This is a genomic window from Fructobacillus cardui (genome assembly GCF_963580785.1).
Lineage (GTDB): Bacteria > Bacillota > Bacilli > Lactobacillales > Lactobacillaceae > Fructobacillus > Fructobacillus cardui.
The window spans coordinates 124,595-151,118 of sequence record NZ_CAUZLS010000002.1 but is presented as its reverse complement, the minus strand read 5'-3'; the positions used below and the strand labels follow the sequence as shown (position 1 = coordinate 151,118).

The window sequence follows — 26,524 nt, the reverse complement described above, 5'->3', positions numbered from 1 at the left end:
AAATCCACAATCAACCACCGCGATAGAAAAGAGGGCCGGTTTCCCTGCCCTCCAATCTTGCTGTTAATCTTGTACTTCTTTAATGACGTCAATTAAAGTGCCGTCGCGATATTCGGCCAAGGCGACCACCCGGTCTTTAAAGGCCAGCGGCTTAGGTCGACCGACCCAGTTCTCCGCGCGCTTTTGCAAGTCTTCAATCGAATAGATTGGCAGACCCGGCACCTTTGCCAGGGCCTCCTTTAGATCCTGCCGCTTTGGATTAATGGCAACGCCGATTTCGGTTACCAAAACATCAATGGAATCACCCGGTGTAATCACCGTTGTAACTGCTGGAACCACCGTGGCAATCCGGCCACGAACCAAAGGAGCCGAAATAATCGTCAACTTGGCCGTTGCCGCATCCTGGTGACCACCAATTGCACCACGAATCACGCCATCGGAACCAGACATCACATTCACGTTAAAATCAATATCGATTTCCAAGGCCGAAAGGATAGCAACATCCAACTTATCAACCATGGCCCCCTTGTTAGCCGGGTCAGCATACCATGAGGCATCGATTTCTTGCTGATTTGGGCTCTCTCGCATTGAAAAAGCCGCCCCCTTGTCAAAGTCCTGGACGTCCATAATTTTGGCAACCAGGCCCTCTTTCAAGAGGTCCACCGTTGGCTTTGTAATACCACCCAGGGCAAAGGATGCCTTAATCTGCTTTTCAATCATTGACTGGCGCAGGAAGCGGGTCACGGCTAGCGCCGCCCCACCAGAACCAGTCTGGAAAGAAAAGCCATCTTGAAAGTATGGTGAGTGCGCAATCACTTCGTTGACCATCTTAGCAATTTGCAATTCCTTCGGATCCTTGGTAAAGCGGGTCGCTCCAGAGCCAATCTTATCCGGGTCACCGACTTTGTCCACCTTAACCACATAGTCAACCTCAGTTTGCTGAATGGAAGCGGGGATATTTGGATAAGGCTTTAAATCGTCCGTAATCAGGACTAATTTATCAGCATAGCGGGCATCCATCAGGGCATAGCCCAAAGACCCAAAGGCCGTTTCACCATCCATCCCATTGGCGTTACCCATCTCATCGGCGTTTGGCACACCTAAAAAGGCAACGTCGATTTGAATTTCACCGGACTCAATTGCCCGCGCCCGATTTCCGTGTGATCGGAAGATTACCGGATTCTTGAGAGCGCCGTGAGAAATCGCATCACCGAGCGTCCCCCGCATCCCAGAAGAGGTAATATTGGTGACAACTCCCTTCTCAATCGCTTCAACCACGATATCATTCATCACGTTTGTCAATGATGAAGGAGCTAACGAAAGGTTTTGATAGCCGGCATCAATGATTTCCCGCATCACCATGTTGAAAACAAAATCACCTTCCCGAAAATGGTGATGGAATGAAATCGTCATGCCATCACGGACAGTATCACGGACAACCTGTTGAATGGAGTCAACAACCTTACTAGGACCGGTTTGTGCCAGCACCTTTGGTGCTACCCTTTGAATTGTTGGATGACCAAAGTCGACTGATTGAAAACCGCCATCATGGTACTGGCTTAAAATTTCATCTGGAATTTCGCGCTGTACTTTATTCTTCAATGTTATTTCCCTCCTGATCAACAAGGTGGTTTGCCTTCGCCAAAGCCATCACTCGTTCTGCTCGTAGCACAACCGGTCGGTCAACCATCTGACCGTTAATGGCAATCACACCTGACCCCTTTTGTTGGGCAGCCTGAATGGCCATAATCACGTTTTGCGCGTTGATAATTTCCTTTTGGCTTGGTTGATAAACTTGGTTAACCAAAGGAATTTGTCTTGGATTAATCACTGATTTTCCATCGAAACCAAGCTGATGAATCAGTTTGGTTTCCCGAATAAATCCTTCCTCATCATCCAGGTTCGTAAAGACAGTATCAAAGGCAGCAATGCCCGCTGCTCGAGCAGCATGCAAAATGACATTGCGCGCATACAACAATTCTTGACCATCCGGATAGCGGTGCGTCTTCATATCGGTTGTGTAATCTTCAGCAGACAAAGCAATGCCAATCATTCGATCAGAAGCAGCCGCAATTTCGTTGGCATTGACAACACCCTTGGCCGATTCAATGGCGGCCATCAGATGAGTGGAACCGACTTCTCGGCCAAATTCTTGTTCTGCTGAAGCAACCAAGTTTTCAAGTTCTTGAACCATCTCAGCCGATTCCGTTTTTGGCAAGCGAATCACATCAATGCCAGCCTTCACCATCGCTTTAATATCATTTTGGTAAAAGGGGGTATCCAATCCGTTAATTCGAACGACTAGTTCCGCATCCCCGTAATCAAAGCGGGACAAAGCCTCATAAACAAGGTATCGGGCGGCATCTTTTTCGGCCAGTGAAACCGCATCCTCTAAATCAAACATAATTGAATCAGCCCCGAAAATGCCGGCATCCTTGATTAACCCCGGATTATTACCAGGAACAAACATCATGGTTCGTCGTAACCGTTCACTTGCAACCATTAGAGCACCTCCCACCGTGGCTGATCAACTTGGTCCAAAGCCCGTTGGCAAACCGTGATGGCCCGCGACTTAATCACGGGATCCAAGGCTCCCTGGTCAACCACCTTAATGACGGCATTATGAATATCATAGGCAGCAAAGACGTCTTCAATCGTTGCTTGAATTTGTTCCCCAAACTGCTTGGCTACATCCGAAACCAAGTCAAATTCGAGGCCATTTGTGCCTTGACTGACCATAATTTGAACATCCGAAGATTCGAGGGTCCCCGCCAAAGCGGTTTTCTTAATTTCCATCGATTTTTTGTCCTTTCTTGATTCTTGCTTGTAAGTCGGTGAGATATTTTTCGATAAAAGAAAGACTCGTTGCTGGCAGTATGTCAGTTACATCCTGAATTTGCCCTGTCTGAATGGCCTTGCGAACCGTTCGAGCGCTAATGACCTGCTGATTTTCTGCCGATTCCTTCATTCTTGGTATCAGCTCAACTTGAACTTCTGGTGGCAGCACTTCTTGTAACGCCTGATTATATTGATTGGTTGTCTGTGACAGTGGTTCTGTGCCAACATAGCGACTTGTGATGCCCAATGGTTTGGCAATTTGTTCCTTAAACAAAGTAGCATCGAGCCGCGTTTGGTAAGAAACCCGTTGACTGTCATCCTTCAGAAAATAAGCCGGGAAAGACAGACTGGAGACCATATAAGGGCCACCGGTTGCCACCACGACATTTACTAAGTCACTCGTCCCTTCTTGAACCAAACGCAAGCGCTCTTCAGTCGTGAACAACGATTGGTCTTCCTCAACCACAAATACATAAACAAAGTCATTTTTCTGCGCTGCCGTCTCCACCAAGTATCGGTGTCCCTTGGTGAACGGATTAGCATTTAAAACAACCGCTGCTACCTGTTTTGCTGAAGCTGGTTTTTGGGGCAATGCCGCCAAAAAACTAGCCACATTTGGCAAGCCTTTTTCTAAAATCAGACCCGCATTCGTTTTCGCCAAAGTAGTAAAACCAACATGGATAAAGCTCTGTTCGTATTGCAACTTGGTAAAAACAAATAAATGAAAAATGCCGTCTTGTGACAGCGTCGTTTCGAGTGTTGACACCAGGCGATTAAACCTAGCCCCCTTAGAAGTGCCAGCAGCCGCAACAGCTAAATATTTCAGCGTTTGACCGGCAATTGACCCCGTCCCAACCATTTGGTCTTGATCATCATAGATGGCAAAGGTTTTATCAATGGCAGCCAACTCTTGGTCTGAAAAGTTAGCAAGACCCTGACTGGTTAAAAACCGTTGCCAATCCTTTTTCGTAGCTGGGTTAGTCAAATAAATTTCTTGAATGGTTTCCACTATCGACGCCCCACCTTCTTACTTTAACTTGCTACTTTAGTGTTCTTGTTTGGCAAAAGCCAACACTGCATTTTCAACTGCCGCCACCACACCATCATCAAAGACAGCTGGCACAACTTTTTCTGCACTTGGATGCTCAACTAAGTTTGCCAGGGCTGTTGCGACATGGAGCTGCAGTTCAATCGAAACTGATTTTAAATCAGTAGCCAAAAGGCCCTTAAACAGACCTGGGAAGGCCAAAATATTGTTCACCTGGTTAGCCCACTGAGACGACCCAGTCGCAACCACGGCAGCACCGCCCGCTTTGGCTTCGTCAGGCAAAATTTCAGGTACCGGATTAGCTAAGGCCAAAACAATCGCCTTATCAGCCATTCGACGAACTTGGTCCACTGACAAAAGGTGTTCATCTGACAGACCAATAAAGACGTCTTGCTGGTCGATAACATCATCCAGGCTTTTCCCTTGACTTTGATCAACTTTCTTTGCTAAATCACGTTGGAAACGATTATAGTCCGCATCATCCGCTCGAATGACGCCGTGAATGTCGACAAGCGTTTGCTTTTTAATGCCCGCCGCTAATAAGAGCTTTGCAGTGGCTACTCCGGCAGCACCGACACCATTGATGACGATTTTCAAATCCATCAAAGGCTTGCCAACGACCTTCGCGGCGTTAATCAAAGCCGCTAACACAACAATAGCTGTGCCGGTTTGATCATCATGGTAAACCGGAATATCAAGGGCTTCCTGCAGTTGCTGCTCGATTTCAAAAACACGTGGCGCAGCAATATCTTCCAGATGAATGCCTGCAAAGGATGGCGCAATCGTCTTTACCGTTGCCACAAACTCTTCGACCGGCGCTTGGTTCAAAGCCATCGGCAAGGCATCAACACCGGCAAACTCCTTATAAATCAGCGCCTTTCCCTCAACAATTGGTAAGCCAGCCCCAGGGCCGATATTCCCCAAACCCAAGACGGCCGAACCGTCGGTAATGACCGGCACTAATTTACCCGAAATGGTGTACTTCTTTTGATCTTCCGGGTGACGTTCGATTTGTTTGGCTAAGGCTGCCACTCCTGGTGTGTACGCCTTGGCTAAATCAGCTGCGTCCTTAATTGCAAAGGTCCCCTGAATCGTCAGGGCTCCTTGGTGGTGCTCATGAAGTGCAAAGACCTCATTCATATCTACCATATTGGCCTCCTATGTTTTTGAAGACTTGAATTAAATCCTAAATTCATTTTAAATTGTGCATTGGCGAATGTAAAGGAAAATATTTAATATTTTTACAAATAAAATGTATAATTAACTATTTTTCAATATTTAAAGTTTTTTACCATCTTTAAATTTGTCTTACTTTTAAAATATTTTACACTATGATTGTAAATATCTTGAATTTTGTAGTAGAATCAATTTAATGATTTCTTGTTTAGGCCAAAAATTGCGGCTTAAATTAAAGAAAATCAATAATAGAAGGAAAAGGATGACAATATGTCCACAACGGATCCAAATTTACTGGCGCAAATTTCTGAAGACTACTACCTAAACAAGTTGTCCTTTGGTGAAATTTCGACCAAGTACGACGTTTCCCGGTACCTTATTAATAAGTACCTGACAGAAGCCGTGAAAACCGGCGTTGTGAAAATTGAAATTGCCACCTCTGCTAACCGTAATTCACAGTTAGAGCAAGTTTTTAAGGAAAAATTTCCAAACACAAATTGCTACATTATCCAAGATGACACCACGACAAGTGCCACTGAAGATTTGATTTCAAACTACGCGGCCAATCTGGTAGTTAAGCACTTAGAAAATGGTCCTCATATCGTTGGAATGACTTGGGGTGACACGATGTACTCACTGATTGATGCCATCATGTCCAATCCCTTAGACCAGATTAAGTTTACCCAATTCGTTGGGGAAAACATGAAGTACAACTCTACAGCCGGTTCCGTTCGCATTGTTGAACGCGCTGCCAAGAAGGTTGCTGGTGAATTCTTAACGCTCCCCGCTCCCCTCTACTTAGCCGATGATGCCGTCCGTAATGGCTTGTATGAAGCAGTTTCAATCAAGCAAACCATCGACTTAGCCAAGCAAATGGATACAGTTTTGACTGGTATGGGCACAATTGCCTCGCTTGAATCCATCGCCATTTGGAACCAAAACATCAACCGCCTCTTCCCTAACGTCAAATTAGGCGAAGTTGCAGGTATGATTTACGGTCGGCCATATGACATTAACGGAAACATCTTAAACGTTGGTTCCGACAAGGTCGTTGGTTTGGATATGAATTCAATCCTCGCCACACCAAAACGAATTGGTGTCGTCCGCTCTAAGGCGAAGTCAAAAGCAGCCCTCGGCGCCCTTCGCGGTGGCTTTGTCACCGACTTGGTAATGTCAGAATCATTGGCATACCGAATTATCAACGAAGAAGCTGAATAAATTTTTAAAAAGTCTACCCCTTGATTTGGGTCCCGAAATTTAGACAAACAAATTTCGGGATTCATATCACTTCCGGCAGGCTTTTTTGTTGCACAATTATTCCGATGCACAAAAAAGGAGTGAAAACGAAATCGTTTTCACTCCTAATTTTTATGACTTTGTTTTTGTTCCAAACAGCTTTTGGCAAATTAGGCCAATCACAATACCAAAAAAGGCAAAACCAATCCAGCCAAAGCCGACACTGGCGCCAAAAATATGGGTCTGGTACCAACCGACATGAGTAGTTGTTCCAACAGTATAAGAGACCAATCCACCAAGGTCCTTGGCAAAAGGTGCGTTTGACAAGCCATCAAAGACAGCTGCAATCAACGTTAAGCCCAACGCCCAGCCATAGAGAAAGCGTCCCTGACCTAGCCATGGTGACAACAAACTCAGTAGAATCAGCACAATTGCAATGGGGTACAAGAACATCAGGATTGGGGCAGCCCAAACAATAATCTTGTCGAGTCCCAGTGTTGCGACAATAAAGGCCAAAAGTGAGGCAAAAGCCAACCAACCTTTATAGGAAACCTTGGGCCAAACACGGTTTAAATCGCGGGCAAAAGATGCCGTCAGTCCCATAGCCGTAGTAAAGACGGCCAGTGTACCCATGACAGCGATAAAGATTTGACCAAAACGGCCGAAATAATACAGCATCACATTGGTCAAAGCAACGGCACCGTTACTTGAGATTGGCATATGGGCCAAGGAAGTCGTGCCCAGCAAAATCAAGCCAACATAGACCACAGCCAAAACAACCATCGACAAGGTTCCAGTCTTCACAATGACAGTCGCGATTTCACCAGGCTTTCTGTAGCCTAATTTTTGAATGGAATGCACGATTGTCACCCCAAAAATCAATCCCGCCATCGCATCGACTGTATTGTAGCCTTCAATAAAGGCCGGCGCAATCGCATTTCCCTGATAGGCTGTTGTCACCGCTTGGTGAGTGGAACCCATTGGTGAGATGATGGCTAAAATAAAGATGAAAGCCAGCATGGCCAAGAAAATTGGGTTTAGGTAGCGGCCAATAATATCCAATAACTTCGTTGATTGAGTTGACGACCAATAAACGAGGATAAAGTAAATCATGGAAAAGACAATCAAACCAATTTGTTGCTGACCCTTTGGTAGCCAATTGGCAAAGGAAAACGAATAAGCAACCGTTGCCGTTCGAGGAGCCACAATGATTGGTCCCAAGCATAGCTGCAAGGCAACCAAGAAAATTGTGGCCGGCCTGTGCCCTAATGGTCGAATCAAATCAAAGACTGATTCGGACCGGGTAACCGCTAAAGCAACCAAGGCCAACAACGGCAAGATAACCGCACTCAGCAAAAAGCCAACCGTAGCAGGGCCCCATTGCGCACCTGCAATTTGTCCCAAGTGAACCGGAAAAATCAGGTTTCCGGATCCAAAGAACATTCCAAAAATCAATGAAAACAGGAGCAGAGCCTGTTTCCAACTAAGTTTTTTTTCCATTAATGTTAAACTCCATTCATGGCCATCTAGCCAACCAGCATTTTTTAGATAGCAAAATACCTATCAATTTTACCGAAAAAAGTCTCTACTGGCTAGTTAAAATGCCGTTTCAAGCAACTTAATGGCACTAAAAAAGGCCGTCGGAATCAGTTAAACCTAATGAATTTCATCACGATCATTAGGTTCACTCAGAAAGCCAACGCCCATTTTTTGCTGATAAACTTTTAATTCCTTTGGCACTTTTTTAATATTTTATGCTTCGTTTCGTATATAATTATTCAATTTTTTAGGCGAGAATCCTAACCAATCACCCACCGAAGACTCCACAATTGGTGTGCGCTTCTTTCCCTCATTTTTAAAATGGGTATAGAGGTCTGGGTTTTGATCGAGCGACACCTCTTCAAAGGCAATCCCCTTCGTCTTTAAATAGAGCTTGGTTGCTGCACATTCAGCACATGTTTTTCGAGTATAAATTTTTAGCATAGCTCCTCCAGTTGATCATGATTTAAAATTGGTATTATTTGTATTTTAGCAGTCATAAATTAATTAAATCATAAAAATCAAGTAAGATTTCAGATAAATCAGCAATCGAGTCTGTATCATACAACAGCATTAAAAAAAGACCAAAAATTGGTCTTTCTTTTTTACAAGATTATTGGTTAATAATTTGGTCAATTTGTGCCAATTCATCGGCAGAAAAGTCCAAGTTTTTTGTAAATTCAAGGTTATCCATCAAATGGTCAACGGATGATGTTCCAATGACAACGGAAGCAACCCGCTTGTCTTGAAGTAACCAAGCCAATGACATTTGACTCAGTGTCTGTTGGCGACCTTGGGCTAATTCATTCAGTGCGCGTAACTTAGCTGCCAAAGCATCGCGACCGTTTTCAAACAAGAAACCGTTGGTCTTGTGGATTGGGAAGTCTTCCGGTACCCCGTTTAGGTAGCGATCGGTTAACAAGCCTTCGGCCAATGGTCCGTATGCAAAGAGTCCGGCATGGTGTTGGTCCAAGATGTCCAACAAGCCAGAATTCTTCTGCTCCTGATTTAACATATTGTAAGAAACTTGGTTACCGATAAACGGCGTCTTCAATTCCTGGAAGATTTCAGCAATGGCTTGCGTTTGTTCAGCCGTATAATTTGACACCCCAACATAGAGGGCCTTTCCCTGGCGAACCAAGGTATCTAAGGCAAGAGCAGTTTCTTCCAAGTTCGTATTTGGATCGAAACGGTGAGCATAAAAGATGTCAACGTAATCCAAGTTCATCTTTTGCAGTGAAGTATCCAAGGCGTTAATCAAAGTCTTGCGACCAGAAAATTCGCCCATCGGACCAGGCCACATATGGTAACCGGCCTTCGTTGTAATCACCAACTCGTTTCGGTAAGGCTTCAAATCAGACTTGTATACCTGACCAAAAGTCTCTTCAGCGGTTCCATTGTTTGGACCGTAATTAAAGGCATTGTCAAAAGAGAAAATTCCTTCATCAAAGGCCTTCAAAATGACTTTACGAGAGTTTTCCAGTGGCTTGGTATCGCCAAGGTTGCGCCAAAGGCCAAAGGAAACGGCGGGTACAATCAAGCCCGAATCAGCAACTCGACGATAGGGCAACTTTTCATAACGATCTTCTGCTGCTTGGTAAACCATGTCTATTCCTCCAATACTGCTACTAACTGTTCTGCAATTTTCTGATGGGCCAACACGTCAGGGTGATAGGGTCGTGTCTGAATCCCCCACTGGTCCGCCCGAACAACGGTAAAGTTACTAAAGCGAGCAACTTCAGCCAAAACAATATCCACAAAGGCACCATTCCAAGGGGTTAATAAATAAAAATCAGCACCATGGAACCGTTTTACCAATTCTAACAAATAGACGCGTAAACCAAAAGCGAATTCTTGGTCACTGGCCCCATAGTTGGCATCGTTTAGTCCGTAAGCCACAATTACTCGACCCGTTACCACTCGCCGGCGGCTAATCCCCTCGCCAACTTGCCAGAGGGCATCAATGGCCTTTGGCTCCTGGAATGGCGCACGAGCGGTCAGTCCCGTTCCGCCATAGGCAATTCGATTCAACGGGCGGTCAAAGTGATTCGCTACTAAGGCTGGAAAGGATAAAGCTGGTTGGTGGCGATCATGATTTGGGCCAGCCATTGCCTCACCAGCAACAATCGAATCGCCAACAAAGGTCAGATAAGGCTTTGTTGCCTCACCATCCTTTGGCAAGACAGCTAAGAGGTCTTCTTGCCCCGACCAATTGAGGTCTGTCAACATGAGCCCTGTCCGCCAAAAATCAATCTGCCCCGTCTCCCACTGATTCAAAGTGAACTGGTAGTGGTGACCGGCTTGCAGATGAACGCTAACATGGTTAGCAATGACCAACAATTCTTCTGATTTTTCACCGTCAATCGTCACCGTCCAAACCAGGTTTGGATAATGCTTGGCAAAAGTCAGTGTCAGCGTTCCTTCGTCCTGCGTTTTTAGGGACAAATAGGCACCATACTGTGAGGTCAATACCCCACCTTCTTCGAGCACCGACCATTCTGGTGAAGCAAATCGTAATAAATCAGCCACCATCATTCGAGCTCCTCACGTTGGTCTGGACTCAACATGACCTTAGCCATCGACTTGTGGGCAATCACTTGACCAATCGCTTCGGCGAAGAGGTTAGCTACCGTAATCACTGTCAATTTGTCAAAGTGCTTTTCAGCTGGAATTGGTACCGTATCGGTAACAATCACACGGTCAAGGACCGAGTCTTGGAGCTTCTTTGGCGCATCCCCCGACAAGACCGCGTGAGTTGCTAAGGCATCAATTGTCTTGGCACCTGCTTTTTGAACGGCAACAGCTGCCTTGACCGTCGCTTCACCGGTATCAATCATATCCGACAAGATAATGGCGTGCTTACCGGCAACGTTTCCAGTCACTGCCGTCTTCACTCGAGAATCCCGGTCTTGGTCAACGATGGCCCATTGGGCATGCAAAACTTCAGCCAATCGTTGTACTAATTTCAAAGTCGATGAACCAGAGGCAACCACGACAACATCCGGTCCGACTAAGCCCTGATCCTCGTAAAATTTCGCTTGCACAGGCATGGCAATCAGGTGGTCAACAGGAATATCAAAAAATCCCTGCACCTGACTCGTATGCAAGTCCATCGTCATGACGCGCTTAACGCCCTGGCTTTCCAACATATTGGCAATCAAGCGGGCAACAATCGGTTCCCGTGACCGCGTCTTGCGGTCCGATCGAGCATAGCCAAGATAAGGAATAATCACGTTAATCGACTTGGCTGACGTCCGTTTTGCGGCATCGATAAAAATCATCAACTTAATAAAGTTGTCACTGACCGGTTCGCTGATAGGTTGGACAACGTAAACGTCAATCCCCCGGACAGAATCAACGATTCGTTCATAAATCTCGTTGTCGGCAAAAGTCTGAATCTCAACCGGTGCAACGGGTGTGTGTAATTGTTTCGCAATCGCCTCAGTTAAATCTAGGTTCGTACCCAAATCAAAGAGACGGTATTTCGGATTGGCGGTCATAAATACTCCAAAAAAATTCAAGTTTGTTATTTTATTGACTGGGACCACTGCAAAAAAGCAATCTGGTCTAAGACTTAATCTGCTACTATTATACAAAAATTTACCGCGATTCGGGCATAAAATCAGCCGGCTTTAAATCAGCCATGCCAATCATTGGATCGGCCATGGCTTGTGCCAAAGTTACCGTTGTCAGCCCACTTTCACCAGCCACTTGGTCGGCAGCCAGTGGCGTCTGCACTGCTGGTTTTTGCTGCGACGAAGATATTAGTGACCGCTGGTCGGATTCAGCAGAAAGTGCATCAGCTGTTTGAGGCTGCTGAGTGGCTTCCTGCCTGACTGCAGTTGTTTGTGATTGCTGGGTGCCCAGCCGGTCAGCACGGCTAGCCGATTGGCTATCAAGATTAGTTGTTTGTCCATCACAGTCAACCGTCTGTCCTTGATGCTCGGCTAACTGTCCGACACGGCTGTCTGCTTGCTTAGCGCGAGTAGCTCGTCGTCCATTCTGCTGGTCGACTAATAGCTCTTGTAAAAAGGTCTGTCGAACCGGGACCGGATGTGTCGCTGCATACTCATACGCACTGTAGTCACCCACCATGACCAAGGATTCCTTGGCTCGGGTAATGGCAGTGTAAACCAAATTCTGATTGAGCATGATTTTAAATTGGCCTGTTAGGACCAAAATGACCAACTTGAACTCATTTCCTTGGGCCTTATGAATCGTTGTGGCATAAGCGAGGGTCAGCTGATTTAAAGTCTTACTTGTATACCAAACCTCTTGGCCATCAAAGTCAACGACCAACGAATCCGCAGCCACACCGGGTTCCTTCTTATAGTGGATGGCAATGACCTGACCCATATCCCCATTGTAAATATCTCGTTCAGAATCATTCTCAAGTTGAAGAACCTTATCACCCAAGCGGAAAATAGTCTCCCCCTGTTGCAAGGTTTTTTGCCCAGATTTGACCGGGTTAAAGAGGTCCTGAGCAATTTGATTCAAAGCCAAGACACCAGCTGGCGTCTTATACATCGGTGCCAAAACTTGAACCTGATTGGCCGTAAAGCCCTTCTTGACCGCCGCCTGCAAAACCTGGCTCACGGCCCGTGGTACTTGGTCAGCTGTGCTTAAGAAGGTTGAGCGATCCGACTGATTTTCCTGGAAGTCCCTTGGTAAGATTCCCGCGTTAATCGACTGCGCCAAAGCTGAAATACTGGAACCCTTCCCCTGGCGGTAAATTCGTTCCAAGGCGACGTGGGGCACGACCTGACTTTGAATCAAATCATACAAGACGTTGCCGGGACCAACAGATGGCAATTGATCGGCATCCCCGACTAAGACGATATGCATGCCCTTGGGCAAGGCAGCAAAAAGACTTTCCGCCAAGGAAATATCGAGCATCGAGGCCTCATCAATAATTAACAGGCCACCGGAAATCGGGTTATCGGCATCAAATTCGGCGTCATCACCATCCGTAATACCGAGCAAACGGTGAATGGTAGTCGCTTCGTAACCAGTAATTTCAGTCATCCGCTTGGCTGCCCGACCAGTCGGTGAAGCCAGCCGAACACGATTTTGCTTGACCCACTCTTTGTCGCGTCCTTGACTTTGGGCCTGGTGACGAACCAGCGCTTCCCAGGTTGCAACCAGCGTTTTCGTGACTGTTGTTTTACCAGTCCCCGGACCACCGGTCAAAACAAAGACCTGGTTCGTCAAGGCTGATTCAACTGCCGCCCGCTGAACCTCATCTAAGTCCAAATTTTCTGGGACCACAAAGGTTGTATCCACCAAATCCGGAGTCGTTTGGACGGCTGATTTGGCCGTTAATAAGCTTTTGACCTTTGAACTGACAAGGACTTCCGCCCCTTTTAAATCAGTTGGGCTATAGTTGCCATCCTCATAGACCAACCGTTCTTGGCTCACCAAAGCACCCAGGGCCTGGTCAATGGCTATTTGCATGCTTGAACTATTGCTCTGCAAGGTCGACTGAGCGGCTGCTAGTGCCTGGTCAACCGTGAGATAGGTATGGCCGGCCGAATAACAGGCATTTAAAATTCCAGCGTAGACGCCAGCTTGAATCCGGTCAGGATGGTCGTCAGGGAAACCGGCCTGCTTGGCGATGGCGTCCACCTTTTTAAAGGGCAAACCATCAAATTCATATACCAGGCGATAGGGAGTCTTCTGCAGAACTTCCTGTGCCGCCTCCCCATAGTGGTCAAAGAGTCGTCCCGCAACATCTGCGGAAAGGCCAATTTGGTGGCCAAGCAAAAAAAGCTTTTCCAGACCCAAATTTTCCTGGAGTTTTTCGGCCAAATCAGCAGCAACCTTTGGCTTGACCAACCCAGTCAAAACACTTGGGTCGGCCAAAATCAAATCAATCGCGTCCTGGCCAAGGTGGTCAACAATTTTTTCCGCCGTCTTCTTCCCCACGCCCGGGAAATCACCAGACGCAAAAAAGGCCACAAGCCCCTTTTCATCCGCTGGCATCTGATTTTCATAGCGGGCAGCTTGGAACTGTTGGCCGTATTTGGGATGCGTCACTAGTTGCCCATAAAAGGCATAAGTCGAACCGGGTTTAACCGAGGCAAAGGTCCCGGTAACAATGATTCCCTCTTCATCCCAGTCCTCTAAATCCGTTTTATTAACTGTGACAGAAAGAATCTTAAAGTACGAATCATTTGCCGAAAAAATCACGTTTTGCAGCGTGCCCGTTATTTGATTATCCTCTCGAACTGTCCTTGCCATCGTACCTTCACCATCTTATGTATCCGCTCTTATCAGAGCGGTGCCAGTTTTAATTGGCCAAAATTCAAAGCGGTTCACCAACTTAAATCGTCGTACCGGCATCCTGATCTTTGTTCAAATAACTGGTTTCATTCCATTTTACCAAGTCAAAATCTCGGCCATTCTTTGTTTCAATAATTGTCGTTGATGTATTCGACAAGCCGCCCAATGACCTGATTTGGTCACGAGGAATGCCCAGTAGACTCGTCATCCCAAAGGTTAAAATCAACCCATGGGCAACCACCAAAACGGCGTCATCCGGATAATTAGCAACAATTTCTTGAATCATCTTTTGAAAACGAGCGACCGCCTTCGTGTAGCCTTCACCATTAAAGCCCTGGCCTTCAAAACGCTCCAAGTGATTCTTATAAACATCATAAGCTTCCGGATAGTTTTTTTGCACGTCAGCCATTGCCTGGCCTTCCCATTCACCCAAGCCAACCTCAACGATGTTCGAATGCAAAGAAAGCCGAGGCTCATTTGGTAAATCAGCCTGGATACGTTCGGCAGTCACCTTGGCTCTTGGTAGCGGTGAGGCGTAAACTCGGTCAATGTGCTTATCTTTTAAGAAACCAGCAACCTTCTTCATATCCTCATACGAACCAGGCAAAAGTGGAGAATCCCCCTGTGCCCCCTGAAAGCGCCGTTCCAAATTCCATTCAGTTTGTCCGTGACGGACGAAATAAAAAGTTGTCATGATTGCTTTTTTAATACCTGCCGGTCTTCTAATTCTTGTAAGTAGTAGCGATAAATCTTCACCAATTCGTCCTTATCAGCGCGAGCAAAGATGTCAACTGGGGCAACATCTCCAGCTGAAACCACAACCATCTTAAAGCCAGTTAAATCCTTGCTGACCGTGACCTTCAACTTAATTGATTGATTGACTGGTAAGTCTGGCTGCAATGGTCGTTTTAGAACAAATGCACCGGCATTGTTCGTCAAAAAACCAAGGTCCAATAAGGCAAATTTTTTAATTTGCGGATCAATTTCATACGTACCATCGTTTGGGATGGTCACAGACTTTGCAAAAGCCATCATTTTCTCCTTTACAAGCTTCTATTAGTTTAGCTAATTTCTAAGACGAGTTCGAGTCTGGGTAGGCACATCATACTAGCAGCCAATATTGACATTCTTGCAACCTCCACCCTGCCGCCTCAAAATCAGTAGCGCAATCCCTTTGGGAAAAAGTTCTTCAACTGACCATTCACAAACTTAGCCCAGCCAAGCCCATTCCCATTGGCGGTCATCAACACAAAGCCCTTTTGCAGGTCAACTTTTGTATTAATCACATCACCGTGGATATAAGTGGCCAAATCCTCATGGGCATCCAGGTCATACACCTGCTTACCTGCCTGACTTGGATTAACCGCCAAAGCCAGAGCATGGTCTGGCTCAAACCGATTTTTCTTGAGGGTACCGAGGCACAAGCCTGCTCGCAAAACCTTTGTCTTGCCCAAATCAGGACACTCCACCGGCAACAAGAATACTCGGTCGCCGAACGTTCTTAACCGACTTTCATCAAGGTCAAAGCCTGGCAATGATTCCTGAAAGAAATGTTCCATCAAGGTCACATCGGCTTGAGACATCTTGCTTGGCTTTTGTGCCTTTGGTACCTTAACAGGACTTTCATCCTCCGCCAGCTCCGCCTTCTTCAACCGAGCGACAAAGTGCCCCTCTCCAGGTAAATCCTGCGGCCATAAACGGGCAGTCTTTGCTAAATCAGGGTTGTTGTCAGCCCATTCGGGTCGTCCTGCCTGAATGCCAGTCCCTGCTGGCCGGTCAATGGCTTCGATGGTAAACTCCGGATAATGTTTGACCAACCAAGCAATGGTCTGCTCATCTTCCTCTGGTGCAAAGGTACAAGTTGAATAAATCAGCTCTCCGCCAGGTCGAACGAGCTTGACCGCTGATTCCAAAATTTCATGGGAGCGAATGGCGCATTCCGTCGGATAATAAGCTGACCAGTACTGGATAGCATCGTGATCCTTACGAAACATCCCCTCACCCGAACAAGGAGCATCAAGGAGCACCTTATCGAAGTATGCCGGTAATATCTTAGCGAGGTCGCTGGCATCCATCGAGGAAACTATAGCATTTTTAACGCCAAAACGTTCAATGTTTTCGGACAGAATTTTGGCGCGGGCAAAGAAAATTTCATTCGTCCATAACAATCCCTGACCGTTAAGCTGACTAGCAATATGAGTTGATTTACCACCTGGGGCAGCTGCCAAATCTAAAATTGTTTCACCTGGTTTGGCGTTTACCACCTCGCCAACAAATTGAGCCGATGGCTCCTGTGAATAAACTAAACCAGTTAAATGATCAATCCCCTTGCCGGCCACTTGGCCAAAGTACCCCCATTGACCATAAGGGACTTTTTTATTCAGCGATAAGTCTCTTGGTGCCTGCTGGGCCTTCAATGGGTTAATCCGAAAACCCTTTTGTCCAGGTTCTTGGAGTGCCTGCAAAAAAGGCCCACTGGCACTCCCGAGCAGGTCTTGGTATTTATCAATAAAGGCTTGCGGTAAGTCCATTGGGCTCTCTTTCTTTTTACATGTGATGTGCACGGATTAACCAAAGTAATTACAAATACTTGGCATCCTCTACTTCATCTTGGCTAGTCAAAATCTTTGGACCATCCTTGGTAATTGCCAAAGTATGCTCATATTGAGCTGACCATGAACCGTCCAAAGTGCGAACCGTCCAACCATCTTCAGGCGTATCATCGGTTTCGACTTCCCAGCCACCCAAGTTAATCATTGGTTCAATGGTAATAACCATTCCTTCCTTGAGACGCAGACCATGGCCTGGCTTACCATAATGAGGAACCTGTGGATCTTCATGCATCGTTGGACCAACACCGTGGCCAATGTATTGGCGAACATCGCCATAGCCATTCTGATTTTCAGTGTAATCCTGAATTGCCCAACCGATATCACCAATCCGGTTACCAATCACTGCCTGATCAATGCCCAAATACAGTGACTTCTTTGCAACTTCCATCAATTTTTTCACTTCGGGTGAAACGTTGCCAACGGCGTATGTCCATGCTGAGTCCGAAACAGCCCCATCTAAGCCAACAACCGTATCAACCTTCACCAAATCACCGTCTTTTAATTTCAAACCCTTGCGAGGAAGACCATGGGCGACTTCGCTATTGACCGAAATCGTCGTTGCATACTTAAAGCCTTCAAAACCAATTTGCAATGGCACCCCACCATGGTCTTCAATGTAAGCCTTACACTTTAACTCAATATCCCAAGTATCTACACCCGGCTTAATAAAGTCGCGCAGCATCAAGTGCATTCCGGCAATAATTGCACCGGATTTTTTCATGGCCGCAATTTCTCGCGGTGACTTCAAACTAATCATCAGTTACCCCTTTTTCCAATGTCAAACTATTATCATTATATCATTTTCCGAGGCCTTTTGAGTCCTTGTCGCTTTTGACATTTTTTTGTAATATTGGTTGACATTCCTTAGTCACTTGTCGATAATGGAGCTAAGAATAACAAATAAAGGAGATACCGTTATGAAGAACTTTTTATTGGGCGCTTCCCTCTTTGGTAATGCCGCCCTCGCTTATCTTTTGTTGAAGGATGACGATCGGATGGCTAATTTGAAAAAGAAGGCCAACGAATTCACCGAAGCCGGCAAACAAAAGGGTGAAGAACTCGTTTCCCTTGGCAAGCAAAAGGCCAACGAACTTTCGGAAGCTGGCAAGCAAAAAGCCAGCGAACTTTCAGAAGCCGGTAAAGAAAAATCAGAACAAGCAAAGACTGCTGCTGATAATTCTTTGGATGAACAATTGACCAAGTTAAAGGAACGTGCCGGTATCGACCAAGCAAATTAAGCAGTAAAAAAGGAGCCCGAAACGGCTCCCTTTTTTTATGCTTACCAGAACTTCAACCAGTGATAAATCTTTTGCCACCAGTGCCCAAGATGATAAGTTTGTTGATTAACTAGCTGAAGCGTTTGTTCCTTTGCACTCACCTCCGGCAAGAATTTGGCCTTCAAGGTTGGCTGAGCCGTCAGGACTGTCGCTCCCTTTTTGGTAACAGTCGATTGCAGACGACTTGGCCTTTGGTAGCCAACTGCAGTTTGCCCCTTCGTTAACCAAAAAGTCCTGCTTTGCCCAATGACTAGGTTCTGGTGACCACCAGCCAAATTTTTATTCTTGAACTGATTTTTTGTCACCGCCTGCCCCTTTTGATAGGTAACAGGTGTGTAGTGGTCAAGCACTTGGTTGACCACATCAATCGTATTTTGGTAGCGTTGCACCTGGTCTGTGTAACGACCAGCGCCAGAAACCACCGTAATAAATTCATGACCGCTTTGATCTTTAATTAAGCCAGTTAGGGCACCACCTGATGCCGGCGTTGATCCAGTCTTCAACCCTTCAAAGATCAAGTTTTTGGAATTCGAAAGCTTTGCCTTGATTTCCTGGTCAAACTTGGCCCCTTCCGTTAGCTTAATCTTGGTTTCGTTTGCCGACGGATGGTAAACCAAGCCCCGCTTTTCATAGTAAGAGCGGATATTCGGATCTTCTCGAATTATTTGATAGGCTAAAATGGCCAGCTGTTTCACAGAAGCAATGTTTTCTGCATCTGGATCAGTATTTTTAACCTGATAGTCAAAGGCATCCTTGTTAACCTGACCCGCAGCGTTATACCACTTTGATCCAGTTAACTTCAAATCCTTCGCCCAGCCTTCAAGAGCCTGTTGTTGCGTCTGATTTTGTTCTTTGGCAAAATCAGCCAACGCCAGAGCCGCATCATTAGCACTTGAGGTAAACATCGCCGCAAAAAGTTCCTTTACGGCTATCTTCTGGCCTGCAGAAATTTCTAGGTGAGAGAAAGTTGCGGTGTCCTTTTGAGACCAGTCAGACTGCTGAGTAATCGTCACCAGACTGTCCCAGGTAAAACGCTTCTTTTTTATTCCTTGCAAAATCCCATAAGCGGTTAACATCTTGCTTTGGGAGGCAATGCCAATTTGCTTGTCAGCTCCCTTTTCACCAAGAACTTGTCCCGTTTTTGCATCAATCACAATCGCATTTCTGGCAGCAACCTGCAGCGTCATCGGTAAGGCTGTCTGTGCTTGGCCAACGGGTTGTGTTTGCACATTATTTTTGAGCGCAGCAACCGTCAGAAAAAGCGATAGTATTAGTACCAACATGGCACCCATTATCGCCATCTTTTTTTGCGTTGTAAAATCAACTCTAGCTTTCCTTTGAAAAAGAGCTAATCGGGAAGACGGTCGGACAAAGGCATCGTCTTCATCATGTTTTTGCTTTCGTTTCCACATCATTTAATTAACTTTTTAGTGCGTACCAAAGAGACGGTCCCCTGCGTCCCCAAGACCGGGAACAATATAGCCATCATCATTCAGGCCTTCATCAATCGAAGCCGTGTAGATATCGACATCAGGGTGAGCAGAAGTAACCGCTTGAATGCCTTCTGGTGATGAAACAAGGGTAATCAACTTAATCTGTTCAGCGCCTCGTTTCTTCAAAGCAGAAATCGCATCCTTAGCTGATCCACCAGTTGCTAACATCGGATCAACCAAAAGCACTTCTCGTTGGTCAATATCTTCAGGCAATTTAATGAAGTACTCCACTGGTTCCAGTGTTTTTTCATCGCGGTACATCCCAATATGACCAACCTTAGCAGCTGGAATCAATTGCAAGATACCATCAACCATTCCCAAACCAGCACGCAAAATTGGCACAACAGCTAATTTTTTACCAGCTAATTGTTTCTTAGTTGTTTCTTGAATTGGCGTTTTCACCCGAACTTCTTCCAGTGGCAAATCGCGACTGGCCTCATAGGTCAACAACATTGCCAATTCATCGACTAATGCTCGAAAGTCTTTTGTTCCCACCTTCTCATCACGAATGATTGTCAACTTATGTTGGATCAATGGATGGTTTACTTCAACGACTTGTCCCATGATTGTAACTCGCTTTCCAAATAACTGTGAATTTAACTCACAACCATTATAGCAAAAACCAGATGCTCACTTAAATCTTTTTAAAAATAAGTCCTTAACCCACGTCCTGTTCTGATTTAAATTGAAAGCCCCTCTCTTTTTTTGTATAATAATAGAGTTCGCGCTTATAGTTTAACGGGATAAAACGGGGACCTCCTAAGTCTTTGCTCCCAGTTCGAGTCTGGGTAGGCGCATTCATTCAAAAACCAAACAAAAGAACTTAACCCTCCTTTGGATTAAGTTCTTTTTTGCTTAGTAACAGTCATTGGTGCATTAAAAAAGCAGCCATATAAATGGCTGCACAAAAATCAGAATTATTCGGGGCGCAAGTTTGGCAACTTAGCCAAAAGAACTCGACCAATCAAGAGTACTAACAGGCCGTTTGCAATCATTTCAAAACCGGCATTAAAACCAAGAATACCCACTAACCAGGTAAACAGATGGGCATGTGGAATCCCCATTCCACTAACCGGGAAGAGTTTAAAGGCCGCTGTTGTACTCAAAATGACTAAAGCGGTATTCAATAAAGCACCGAAAGCGCCAAGGAGGAAGAATCCCCACCAAGGCAACCGCGTCTTTTTCAGCACTAGGCCAGCTAAGTATCCGGCCAAAAGCCCAACCATTAGTCGTGGCACCAAAGCCGTCACTGGGTTCGAAAAAATCAGTGAACCAATGGTTCCAGGGTGCATCAAATTTCGAACCCAAGAAGTCAGCCCCCAAAAGAGGCCGACCACTAACCCTGAGCGCGGGCCAAGTAAAATTCCCGCCAAAACGGCGGTCATCGGTACAATCGTTACTGAGGCACCAATAATGAATGCTCCTAGTGGTAAGGATCCTAAGAATGGCACGAAACTTTGTAATAGTACGATGGCAACAAAGACTGTTGTCGCCACAAAACGCTTCGTTTTCATTGTTGACATAGCTGATTTTCTCCTCGCTTTGGACGTCCAAGAAATTATACAGACTGCCTGAAAAGATGTCAACAAATTGGTCTAGTCATGATGTGCAACTTAGAAACTGATCAATAAGCGATTTAATCGTGGTGCATAGATGTCACCAAAGCGAACAAAGTGAAGCAAAACATAATAAAACTCGTACCACTTGAACCGGTCCTCATAGCCATCCTCTAGCGGATAAGCAGCTTCATAAGAGCTATAAAAGTCCTCATTGAAACCGGGAAAGACTTTCGACACGGCTAAATCATATTCACGGTCACCGTAGAAAGAATTTGGATCGATGAATACTGGTTGGTCATTAGTATCAAACATAAAGTTCCCGGCCCACAAGTCACCATGTAACAGCGATGGTTCTACCTGGCGCACATGGTCATCTGCCAAAATCGTTTTCTTGAGATTTTCAAAGTGATCACCACGCTGATTTAACCATAAAGCTTTCTTCTTCGCTAAGGCCATCAAAGGTTCTAAGCGTTGATGGACAAAGAACTCTCCCCATGAGCTTGACCAAGTATTATTTTTTGGGAAATAATCATTATCCGCATTGACCTCAAAACCAAAGGCTTTTCCTTTCGCGTGGTGAAGTTTAGCCAACGCTTCTCCCAAAGCCGATTGATTGTTCGAACCGGTTTCAATCCAATTCATTAACAGATAAGCGCTTCCTTGATTTTCGCCTTGCTTGACAACCCTAGGGACCTTAACCCATTCACTCAAAGCCTTCAAAGAAGCCACTTCGTGGTCAAAATAATGACGGTCTTGATTAGGTTGAACCTTCAAAAAGTACCGTTTTTCACCCGAATAAAGTGAGTAGGTTGCGTTTATATCCCCACCATTAACGGGCTTCACGTCATGGGGATTTTGCAAATTTAATCGGGTGATGAAATCCATGCTGATTTTACTAACTGCTGCTGCCATCGTATCCTCCTAAATCAAATAAAAAAACAGTTTTCCATTAAAGGAAAACTGTTTTTTGAGAAAAAAGGGGCCTGTAAAGTCTGATAAGTAACTGGTAAAAATGTCTGCCACACAACTTCGACCATCAGGTTCCTCCTTTGTTGTTCGTGACTTAACTGTACCACATTTATTACAGTAGCAACAATTAATTTCACAAATTTGGCCTCAATGGTCTGGTTGGAAATCAACCAAATTTATAGTAAATCGGCACCAGCAGCACGATCAACAATCGTTTGACCATCCTCAATTGTTAATTGGCCATCCTCATAAACCGTTTTCAACAAATCCTCTCCTGGTTCATCGACACTAACCGTGTGAATTCGACCTTTTTCATCAGCCACCACCTTTTGCAAACCAGCCTTCGAGGCCTTTGATGGATCCGTTTTTGGCTGCTTTTGAATAACCAAATTCTGGCCATCGGTGGTATGAGCATAGGCCGCCTTGATAGCAAAGCGTTCAGTATCACGAGTAAAGCCTTCTTGGAGCAAGCCACCACCAGAACCAACTACCAAGTTGTCGGTTGACCAACCATGCTTAATCAAAGCCTCGTATAGTGCAATAATCGTTTCGGCCTTCATGCCATCGCCCTGAATCAGACCAACATTGTGCTTCAGGACCTTATAACCCTTATCGTTGGCTTCTGTGCCAAAGATTTCGGCCAAAAGGTCCAAAACGGCCAAGTCGATTGTTTCGGGGTCACCCGAATCGGGACGCAGAACCACTCGACCAGCTCGGTTCTTAATCCGCTCCACCATTTGTTCAGAGCCAATGACGTTTCGAACAAAATTAAAGGTATCGTAGGAATCAATCACAATGGAAACCAATGCGTCATCCGGAGTTCGATCCAATTGGGCATTGACGTAATTCAGCTCCCCTTCGCCAGGACCGTACGCAGTTGCCACCGAGTGCTCCGTTGCCCAAATTGATAAAGCCCGACCAGTTACACCGTACACGTGTTCAAAATAGTTTGAAGCCAAGAGGTTATCTGAACCACGGAAGTGCAGTAAATGAGCGGCACCACCTTGAGCACCGGCCTCTACGCCCGTTGCACCGCGGAAACCAAAGTCATTGACCATCAAAGGCAATGAACTCGTTGTTCCCGTTTTTTCAACCAGCGGTAACAAACGCTTTTTGATATACATCGAATTGGTCGCAATCGTCGTTGGATACCAAACATGCATCAATAGTGATTCCAAAGCATTTAGCGAAGTGGCAAACCAATCACGAGTTGACTCCAATGTGAACAAGGCATTGCCCGCGGGAACCTCCATTCCTTCTGGCAGGGCCTTAATTTTAACCGGAAAATAGCCCAAATCGCGGACCTTTTCCCAAACTTCACGGTTAAAGTATTCCTTAGTCCCAAAAGTTTCTTCTGAAACCCGCTCCGCTTCGTCAATCATTTCATCTGTCACTGGCGTTTGAAAATAGTCATGAAGAATCATCGAGAGCCCAAACCAGGATACAGTTGGGTACTTGCCACCAATCCGAGCTTCCCCATAGGAATACAACTTATCGATGTTTTGTGGATACTGCAAATGGTGAGTCAGCTTGTAGGCGTCAGTTGCTAAAATCAAATTAGTGGTCATGCTTCAATCTCCTTTAATGGCGTGTTGGCGAGTTCATTCGTAATATCTTGAAAATTAGCCTGCGACCGATATCGTAAAATCCGCCAATCATAATGAACATTGTCATGGATTTCATCAATATAGGGGGTAAATTCACCCTCAAGGGCCAAAATGAGGTAACCGGCAAAGGCCTTGGTAAAATCAGCTGAATTTTCAACGACTTTAACCAGGGTCTGGTCTGCCGTGAAGAAGCCCACAGCTAGCTTTTCACCAGCCCAATTGCCCTCCAAGGCCCATTGCAGTGAAATCCAGTCTGAAAGGCTAATGCCCAGATTTAACAGGTAATCCGTTGTCAGCCGAATATGAATCGGATGTTTTGACAGATTGGCCTGATTGGATCTACCCAATTGATCCAAGCAATGTGAAAAGTAAAGGCAGAGCCGTTCCAAATCAGCTATCGCTAACTCCTTTTGCCCATCAGCAAAGGCCTGTAAATCACTGATTTGCAGCCCAGTCGCTGCTCCAACTTGCTCGATGCTTTGTTGACTTAGTTGTTGTAAAATTCGAAAATTATTCATGTTCTTATTATAGCAAGTTTTGACCAAAGAAAAAGCAGGCCGACGAGTGTCGCACCTGCTTGAGAACTAATTTTTTTACTGTTGCTGTTGCTTTTTCTTTTTCATTAATGACCGAGCTACGCCGATAACTGAAGGTAACAACGTAACCAAAACAATCCCCATAATAATCAATGAGAAGTGTTCGCGCACAAATGGAATATTTCCAAACAAAGCGCCGGCACCGGTGGCAATGAAGGTCCATGAAAGTGCAGCAATCATGGTATATTCAAGGAACTTACGGAAACCGTACTTTGATAAACCGGCCACAGAAGGAACGAACGTTCGCACAATTGGAATATAGCGGCCTAAGATAATGGCCATTGCGCCACGCTTGGCAAAGAACTGTTCTGCCTCTTCAATGTACTTGGGCTTAATCATAATTGAAAACGGCCGATGATTTAACAACTCGCGCCCGCCAGTCCGAAGAATCCAATAGTTCATGGAATCCCCAACAACGGAGGCAATAAAGAAGACAACCATAAAGACCCAATGATTCAAACCGGCTTCTTGGCCGGCTGGTGTCATCGAAATGGCACCAGCAGCAAATAGCAATGAATCACCTGGTAGAAACGGCAAAACCACTGCCCCAGTTTCAATCAAAACAATCACAAATAAAATCAAATAGGTCCAGATACCAAAATGGGAAACCAAGTTTGCCAAATGGGCATCAATGTGCAAGGTAAAATCAATTATGCTACTCATTCTTTTCTCCGTTTTGTAAGGCCCAGCATCACGCTGTACTAGCCAGTGACATTCAACAAGCATAAGCCTGTTGGGTGGTGGTTGTTGACAGGTTCTACTTTCTTACTAGGATACGCTTTTAATCTAATCACGATACCAATCAAATCTAAGTTGCTTCTGATTTATTTTCAGAATTCAAAGGTAAAATTAGTCTCGTTTCGAATCAAAAAGCGTTAGGCCTTTTTAAAGGCCTGGACAGTCGTAAAGACAATTAACCAAATGGTAGCACCGATAGCGGGTACCATTGCGCTTTGATTAAAGAACAACGTCAGGTAAATCAAGACAAAGCCGATAATGGCGATTGGCACAAAGAACTTTGGCGCAATCATCAAAAAACCGTCCTTCAAGTAGTCGTTTGACTTACGATACTGCCAGTATGTTACCAGCGTCAACACATAAATCATGATAAACAAATCGGTTGAGGCGGAAGTAACGAAAGTAAAGGCATCCGAAATTTGTGGCAAAACGGCAATGATGGCTGAACAAGCCACCAAAGCTGCGGTAATCAAAACAGCGTTAGCAGGCAACTTGTGCTTTGACATCTTGGTAAAGGGCTTCAAGACATTGCTCTTTGATTCCACAGCCAATGAATAGAAGTTTCGTGAGGCTGAGAAAATGACAGAGTTCAAAGCAGAAGCAGCAGAGGTCAAAACAACGAAGTTAACCAGGGCTGCGGCCCAGTTAACACCAGCTAACTTAAAGACTGCCACAAAGGGACTTTGGTTAGCAGGAATCTGTTGCCATGGGTAGATGACCATGATGGTTGCCAGGGCACCCAAGTAGAAGAACAAAATTCGGAAAGGAATTTGGTTAATTGCCTTCGGCAAAACCTTGCGAGCATCCTTTGTTTCGGCTGCTGTCATTCCGATAAATTCCATTCCAACGAAGGCAAACATGACCATCTGGAAACTGTTAATAAAGTTACCGACACCATTTGGCATCAGTGAGAAGTGACTAACCAAGTTGTTAACCGAAACCGTTCCTTGGCTTGTCTTAAAGCCGGTTAACAGCATGATAATTCCGGTAGCAATCAGTGACAAAATCGCCACAATTTTAATCATCGCAAACCAGAATTCAGCTTCACCATACAATGCTACCGCAATCAAATTAACTGAAGTTAAAATCACGAGGATCACAATTTGAATTAGCCAGGCTGGCCATGATGGAAACCAGAACTGAACGTACTTTCCGATCGCTGTTAATTCGGCCATTCCCATGAAGGCAACAGTCAACCAATAAGACCAGGAAGCAAAAGTTCCGGTTTTCTTGCCCAAGTACTTTGACATGAAGGCAATAAACGTGTGCTGCGTTGGGTCAGCATAAAGCATTTCGCCAATCGCACGCATCACAACAAACATTAATAAGCCAATAACGGCATACGTCAGCAAAATTGCTGGTCCAGCAAAGTGAATTGAATCCCCGGCACCCATGAAAAGTCCGGTTCCAATCGTTCCACCAATAGCAATCAGCTGAACGTGACGGTTACTGAGCCCCTTATCTCCCTCAAGAGCTCCGTTATTTTTTGAAGACATGATTTATCTCTTTTAATCCTTTAATTTCGCGTTCAAAAACGTTCTTACAAACAACAAA

Annotated in this window: 25 protein-coding genes and 1 tRNA gene; 3 read left to right on the top strand and 23 right to left on the bottom strand. The window is 45.3% G+C overall.

The genetic code is table 11. The annotated features are described in order from the left end of the window. Positions 1-63: 63 nt before the first annotated feature. Genes citF through AABI20_RS02885 form a run of 5 tightly spaced genes read right to left on the bottom strand, consistent with a single transcriptional unit; the run spans position 64 to position 5,035 of the window. On the bottom strand, positions 64-1,602 hold the full coding sequence (citF, locus tag AABI20_RS02905; RefSeq protein WP_338346720.1) for a citrate lyase subunit alpha: 1,539 nt from the start codon (positions 1,600-1,602) through the stop codon (positions 64-66). After that, positions 1,592-2,503: a citrate (pro-3S)-lyase subunit beta gene (gene citE / locus AABI20_RS02900; protein WP_288846356.1), complete on the bottom strand. Its 912-nt coding sequence runs from the start codon at positions 2,501-2,503 to the stop codon at positions 1,592-1,594. Before citE ends, citF begins: the two co-directional genes overlap by 11 nt. Beyond that, positions 2,503-2,796, bottom strand: a complete 294-nt coding sequence (gene citD, locus AABI20_RS02895) for a citrate lyase acyl carrier protein (protein WP_047974981.1) — start codon at positions 2,794-2,796, stop codon at positions 2,503-2,505. Before citD ends, citE begins: the two co-directional genes overlap by 1 nt. Then, the gene (gene citC, locus AABI20_RS02890; RefSeq protein WP_047974982.1) at positions 2,786-3,850 is read right to left on the bottom strand and encodes a [citrate (pro-3S)-lyase] ligase; all 1,065 of its coding nucleotides are present in this window, start codon (positions 3,848-3,850) and stop codon (positions 2,786-2,788) included. The genes citD and citC overlap by 11 nt, the downstream gene beginning before the upstream one ends. 33 nt (positions 3,851-3,883) lie before the next feature. Then, positions 3,884-5,035, bottom strand: a complete 1,152-nt coding sequence (locus AABI20_RS02885; protein WP_338345376.1) for an NAD(P)-dependent malic enzyme — start codon at positions 5,033-5,035, stop codon at positions 3,884-3,886. A gap of 297 nt (positions 5,036-5,332) precedes the next feature. Here AABI20_RS02885 and AABI20_RS02880 point away from each other — a divergent pair, with 297 nt between their 5' ends. Continuing rightward, positions 5,333-6,280, top strand: coding sequence for a sugar-binding transcriptional regulator (locus AABI20_RS02880; RefSeq protein ID WP_047974984.1), 948 nt, complete (start codon positions 5,333-5,335; stop codon positions 6,278-6,280). A 150-nt stretch (positions 6,281-6,430) separates the two neighbouring features. Here AABI20_RS02880 and brnQ read toward each other — a convergent pair whose 3' ends face one another. The 10 genes from brnQ to map form a co-directional block, all read right to left on the bottom strand. Then, the gene (brnQ, locus tag AABI20_RS02875) at positions 6,431-7,798 is read right to left on the bottom strand and encodes a branched-chain amino acid transport system II carrier protein (protein ID WP_288846360.1); all 1,368 of its coding nucleotides are present in this window, start codon (positions 7,796-7,798) and stop codon (positions 6,431-6,433) included. Positions 7,799-8,050: 252 nt separating this feature from the next. After that, positions 8,051-8,281, bottom strand: coding sequence for a glutaredoxin domain-containing protein (locus AABI20_RS02870; protein ID WP_288846361.1), 231 nt, complete (start codon positions 8,279-8,281; stop codon positions 8,051-8,053). A gap of 169 nt (positions 8,282-8,450) precedes the next feature. Further along, positions 8,451-9,443 carry an aldo/keto reductase gene (locus tag AABI20_RS02865; RefSeq protein WP_047974392.1) on the bottom strand — a complete coding sequence of 331 codons (993 nt, stop codon included), beginning with the start codon at positions 9,441-9,443 and terminating at the stop codon, positions 8,451-8,453. Between the two features lie 2 nt (positions 9,444-9,445). Beyond that, entirely contained in the window at positions 9,446-10,372 is a 927-nt protein-coding gene (locus AABI20_RS02860) for an SGNH/GDSL hydrolase family protein (protein WP_047974391.1), read from the bottom strand. After that, positions 10,369-11,337 (bottom strand): ribose-phosphate diphosphokinase, encoded by a 969-nt coding sequence (locus AABI20_RS02855; protein WP_047974390.1) that lies wholly within the window; start codon positions 11,335-11,337, stop codon positions 10,369-10,371. The genes AABI20_RS02860 and AABI20_RS02855 overlap by 4 nt, the downstream gene beginning before the upstream one ends. 100 nt (positions 11,338-11,437) lie before the next feature. Next, the gene (recD2, locus tag AABI20_RS02850; RefSeq protein ID WP_338346719.1) at positions 11,438-14,077 is read right to left on the bottom strand and encodes an SF1B family DNA helicase RecD2; all 2,640 of its coding nucleotides are present in this window, start codon (positions 14,075-14,077) and stop codon (positions 11,438-11,440) included. An 82-nt stretch (positions 14,078-14,159) separates the two neighbouring features. Continuing rightward, positions 14,160-14,813, bottom strand: a complete 654-nt coding sequence (locus tag AABI20_RS02845; RefSeq protein ID WP_047974389.1) for a histidine phosphatase family protein — start codon at positions 14,811-14,813, stop codon at positions 14,160-14,162. After that, positions 14,810-15,151, bottom strand: coding sequence for a cysteine desulfurase (locus AABI20_RS02840; RefSeq protein ID WP_047974388.1), 342 nt, complete (start codon positions 15,149-15,151; stop codon positions 14,810-14,812). The genes AABI20_RS02845 and AABI20_RS02840 overlap by 4 nt, the downstream gene beginning before the upstream one ends. Positions 15,152-15,276: 125 nt before the next feature. Then, positions 15,277-16,650 carry an RsmF rRNA methyltransferase first C-terminal domain-containing protein gene (locus tag AABI20_RS02835; RefSeq protein ID WP_047974387.1) on the bottom strand — a complete coding sequence of 458 codons (1,374 nt, stop codon included), beginning with the start codon at positions 16,648-16,650 and terminating at the stop codon, positions 15,277-15,279. Between the two features lie 49 nt (positions 16,651-16,699). Further along, positions 16,700-17,488, bottom strand: coding sequence for a type I methionyl aminopeptidase (gene map, locus AABI20_RS02830; RefSeq protein ID WP_047974386.1), 789 nt, complete (start codon positions 17,486-17,488; stop codon positions 16,700-16,702). Between the two features lie 160 nt (positions 17,489-17,648). Here map and AABI20_RS02825 point away from each other — a divergent pair, with 160 nt between their 5' ends. Continuing rightward, positions 17,649-17,969 carry a hypothetical protein gene (locus AABI20_RS02825; RefSeq protein ID WP_338346718.1) on the top strand — a complete coding sequence of 107 codons (321 nt, stop codon included), beginning with the start codon at positions 17,649-17,651 and terminating at the stop codon, positions 17,967-17,969. A 41-nt stretch (positions 17,970-18,010) separates the two neighbouring features. Here AABI20_RS02825 and AABI20_RS02820 read toward each other — a convergent pair whose 3' ends face one another. Beyond that, positions 18,011-19,423 carry a D-alanyl-D-alanine carboxypeptidase family protein gene (locus AABI20_RS02820; RefSeq protein WP_338346717.1) on the bottom strand — a complete coding sequence of 471 codons (1,413 nt, stop codon included), beginning with the start codon at positions 19,421-19,423 and terminating at the stop codon, positions 18,011-18,013. A 12-nt stretch (positions 19,424-19,435) separates the two neighbouring features. Beyond that, positions 19,436-20,065, bottom strand: a complete 630-nt coding sequence (gene upp / locus AABI20_RS02815) for a uracil phosphoribosyltransferase (protein WP_047974384.1) — start codon at positions 20,063-20,065, stop codon at positions 19,436-19,438. A gap of 160 nt (positions 20,066-20,225) precedes the next feature. Between upp and AABI20_RS02810 the strand changes: the two genes are divergently transcribed. Beyond that, positions 20,226-20,298, top strand: a tRNA-Arg gene (locus AABI20_RS02810). Positions 20,299-20,418: 120 nt separating this feature from the next. Here the strand turns inward: AABI20_RS02810 and AABI20_RS02805 are convergent. The 6 genes from AABI20_RS02805 to AABI20_RS02780 form a co-directional block, all read right to left on the bottom strand. After that, positions 20,419-21,024, bottom strand: coding sequence for an ECF transporter S component (locus tag AABI20_RS02805; RefSeq protein WP_047974383.1), 606 nt, complete (start codon positions 21,022-21,024; stop codon positions 20,419-20,421). A 90-nt stretch (positions 21,025-21,114) separates the two neighbouring features. Further along, positions 21,115-21,972 (bottom strand): fructosamine kinase family protein, encoded by an 858-nt coding sequence (locus AABI20_RS02800; protein WP_338346716.1) that lies wholly within the window; start codon positions 21,970-21,972, stop codon positions 21,115-21,117. 233 nt (positions 21,973-22,205) lie between these two features. Further along, a complete protein-coding gene (locus AABI20_RS02795) occupies positions 22,206-23,597 on the bottom strand; it encodes a nicotinate phosphoribosyltransferase (protein ID WP_047974382.1) in 1,392 nt (463 codons plus the stop codon). Beyond that, on the bottom strand, positions 23,594-24,154 hold the full coding sequence (locus AABI20_RS02790; protein WP_338346715.1) for an XRE family transcriptional regulator: 561 nt from the start codon (positions 24,152-24,154) through the stop codon (positions 23,594-23,596). Before AABI20_RS02790 ends, AABI20_RS02795 begins: the two co-directional genes overlap by 4 nt. A gap of 75 nt (positions 24,155-24,229) precedes the next feature. Then, positions 24,230-24,895 carry a VTT domain-containing protein gene (locus tag AABI20_RS02785; RefSeq protein ID WP_288846376.1) on the bottom strand — a complete coding sequence of 222 codons (666 nt, stop codon included), beginning with the start codon at positions 24,893-24,895 and terminating at the stop codon, positions 24,230-24,232. A gap of 212 nt (positions 24,896-25,107) precedes the next feature. Continuing rightward, positions 25,108-26,466: an amino acid permease gene (locus AABI20_RS02780; protein WP_288846377.1), complete on the bottom strand. Its 1,359-nt coding sequence runs from the start codon at positions 26,464-26,466 to the stop codon at positions 25,108-25,110. Positions 26,467-26,524: the final 58 nt, after the last annotated feature.

Coding starts and splice junctions, on each gene's coding strand:
- citE (WP_288846356.1), bottom strand. CDS start 2,503: ATGGTTGCAAGTGAACGGTTACGACGAACCATGATGTTTGTTCCTGGT.
- citD (WP_047974981.1), bottom strand. CDS start 2,796: ATGGAAATTAAGAAAACCGCTTTGGCGGGGACCCTCGAATCTTCGGAT.
- AABI20_RS02885 (WP_338345376.1), bottom strand. CDS start 5,035: ATGGTAGATATGAATGAGGTCTTTGCACTTCATGAGCACCACCAAGGA.
- AABI20_RS02880 (WP_047974984.1), top strand. CDS start 5,333: ATGTCCACAACGGATCCAAATTTACTGGCGCAAATTTCTGAAGACTAC.
- brnQ (WP_288846360.1), bottom strand. CDS start 7,798: ATGGAAAAAAAACTTAGTTGGAAACAGGCTCTGCTCCTGTTTTCATTG.
- AABI20_RS02870 (WP_288846361.1), bottom strand. CDS start 8,281: ATGCTAAAAATTTATACTCGAAAAACATGTGCTGAATGTGCAGCAACC.
- AABI20_RS02865 (WP_047974392.1), bottom strand. CDS start 9,443: ATGGTTTACCAAGCAGCAGAAGATCGTTATGAAAAGTTGCCCTATCGT.
- AABI20_RS02860 (WP_047974391.1), bottom strand. CDS start 10,372: ATGATGGTGGCTGATTTATTACGATTTGCTTCACCAGAATGGTCGGTG.
- AABI20_RS02855 (WP_047974390.1), bottom strand. CDS start 11,337: ATGACCGCCAATCCGAAATACCGTCTCTTTGATTTGGGTACGAACCTA.
- recD2 (WP_338346719.1), bottom strand. CDS start 14,077: ATGGCAAGGACAGTTCGAGAGGATAATCAAATAACGGGCACGCTGCAA.
- AABI20_RS02845 (WP_047974389.1), bottom strand. CDS start 14,813: ATGACAACTTTTTATTTCGTCCGTCACGGACAAACTGAATGGAATTTG.
- AABI20_RS02840 (WP_047974388.1), bottom strand. CDS start 15,151: ATGGCTTTTGCAAAGTCTGTGACCATCCCAAACGATGGTACGTATGAA.
- AABI20_RS02835 (WP_047974387.1), bottom strand. CDS start 16,650: ATGGACTTACCGCAAGCCTTTATTGATAAATACCAAGACCTGCTCGGG.
- map (WP_047974386.1), bottom strand. CDS start 17,488: ATGATTAGTTTGAAGTCACCGCGAGAAATTGCGGCCATGAAAAAATCC.
- AABI20_RS02825 (WP_338346718.1), top strand. CDS start 17,649: ATGAAGAACTTTTTATTGGGCGCTTCCCTCTTTGGTAATGCCGCCCTC.
- AABI20_RS02820 (WP_338346717.1), bottom strand. CDS start 19,423: ATGATGTGGAAACGAAAGCAAAAACATGATGAAGACGATGCCTTTGTC.
- upp (WP_047974384.1), bottom strand. CDS start 20,065: ATGGGACAAGTCGTTGAAGTAAACCATCCATTGATCCAACATAAGTTG.
- AABI20_RS02805 (WP_047974383.1), bottom strand. CDS start 21,024: ATGTCAACAATGAAAACGAAGCGTTTTGTGGCGACAACAGTCTTTGTT.
- AABI20_RS02800 (WP_338346716.1), bottom strand. CDS start 21,972: ATGGCAGCAGCAGTTAGTAAAATCAGCATGGATTTCATCACCCGATTA.
- AABI20_RS02795 (WP_047974382.1), bottom strand. CDS start 23,597: ATGACCACTAATTTGATTTTAGCAACTGACGCCTACAAGCTGACTCAC.
- AABI20_RS02790 (WP_338346715.1), bottom strand. CDS start 24,154: ATGAATAATTTTCGAATTTTACAACAACTAAGTCAACAAAGCATCGAG.
- AABI20_RS02785 (WP_288846376.1), bottom strand. CDS start 24,895: ATGAGTAGCATAATTGATTTTACCTTGCACATTGATGCCCATTTGGCA.
- AABI20_RS02780 (WP_288846377.1), bottom strand. CDS start 26,466: ATGTCTTCAAAAAATAACGGAGCTCTTGAGGGAGATAAGGGGCTCAGT.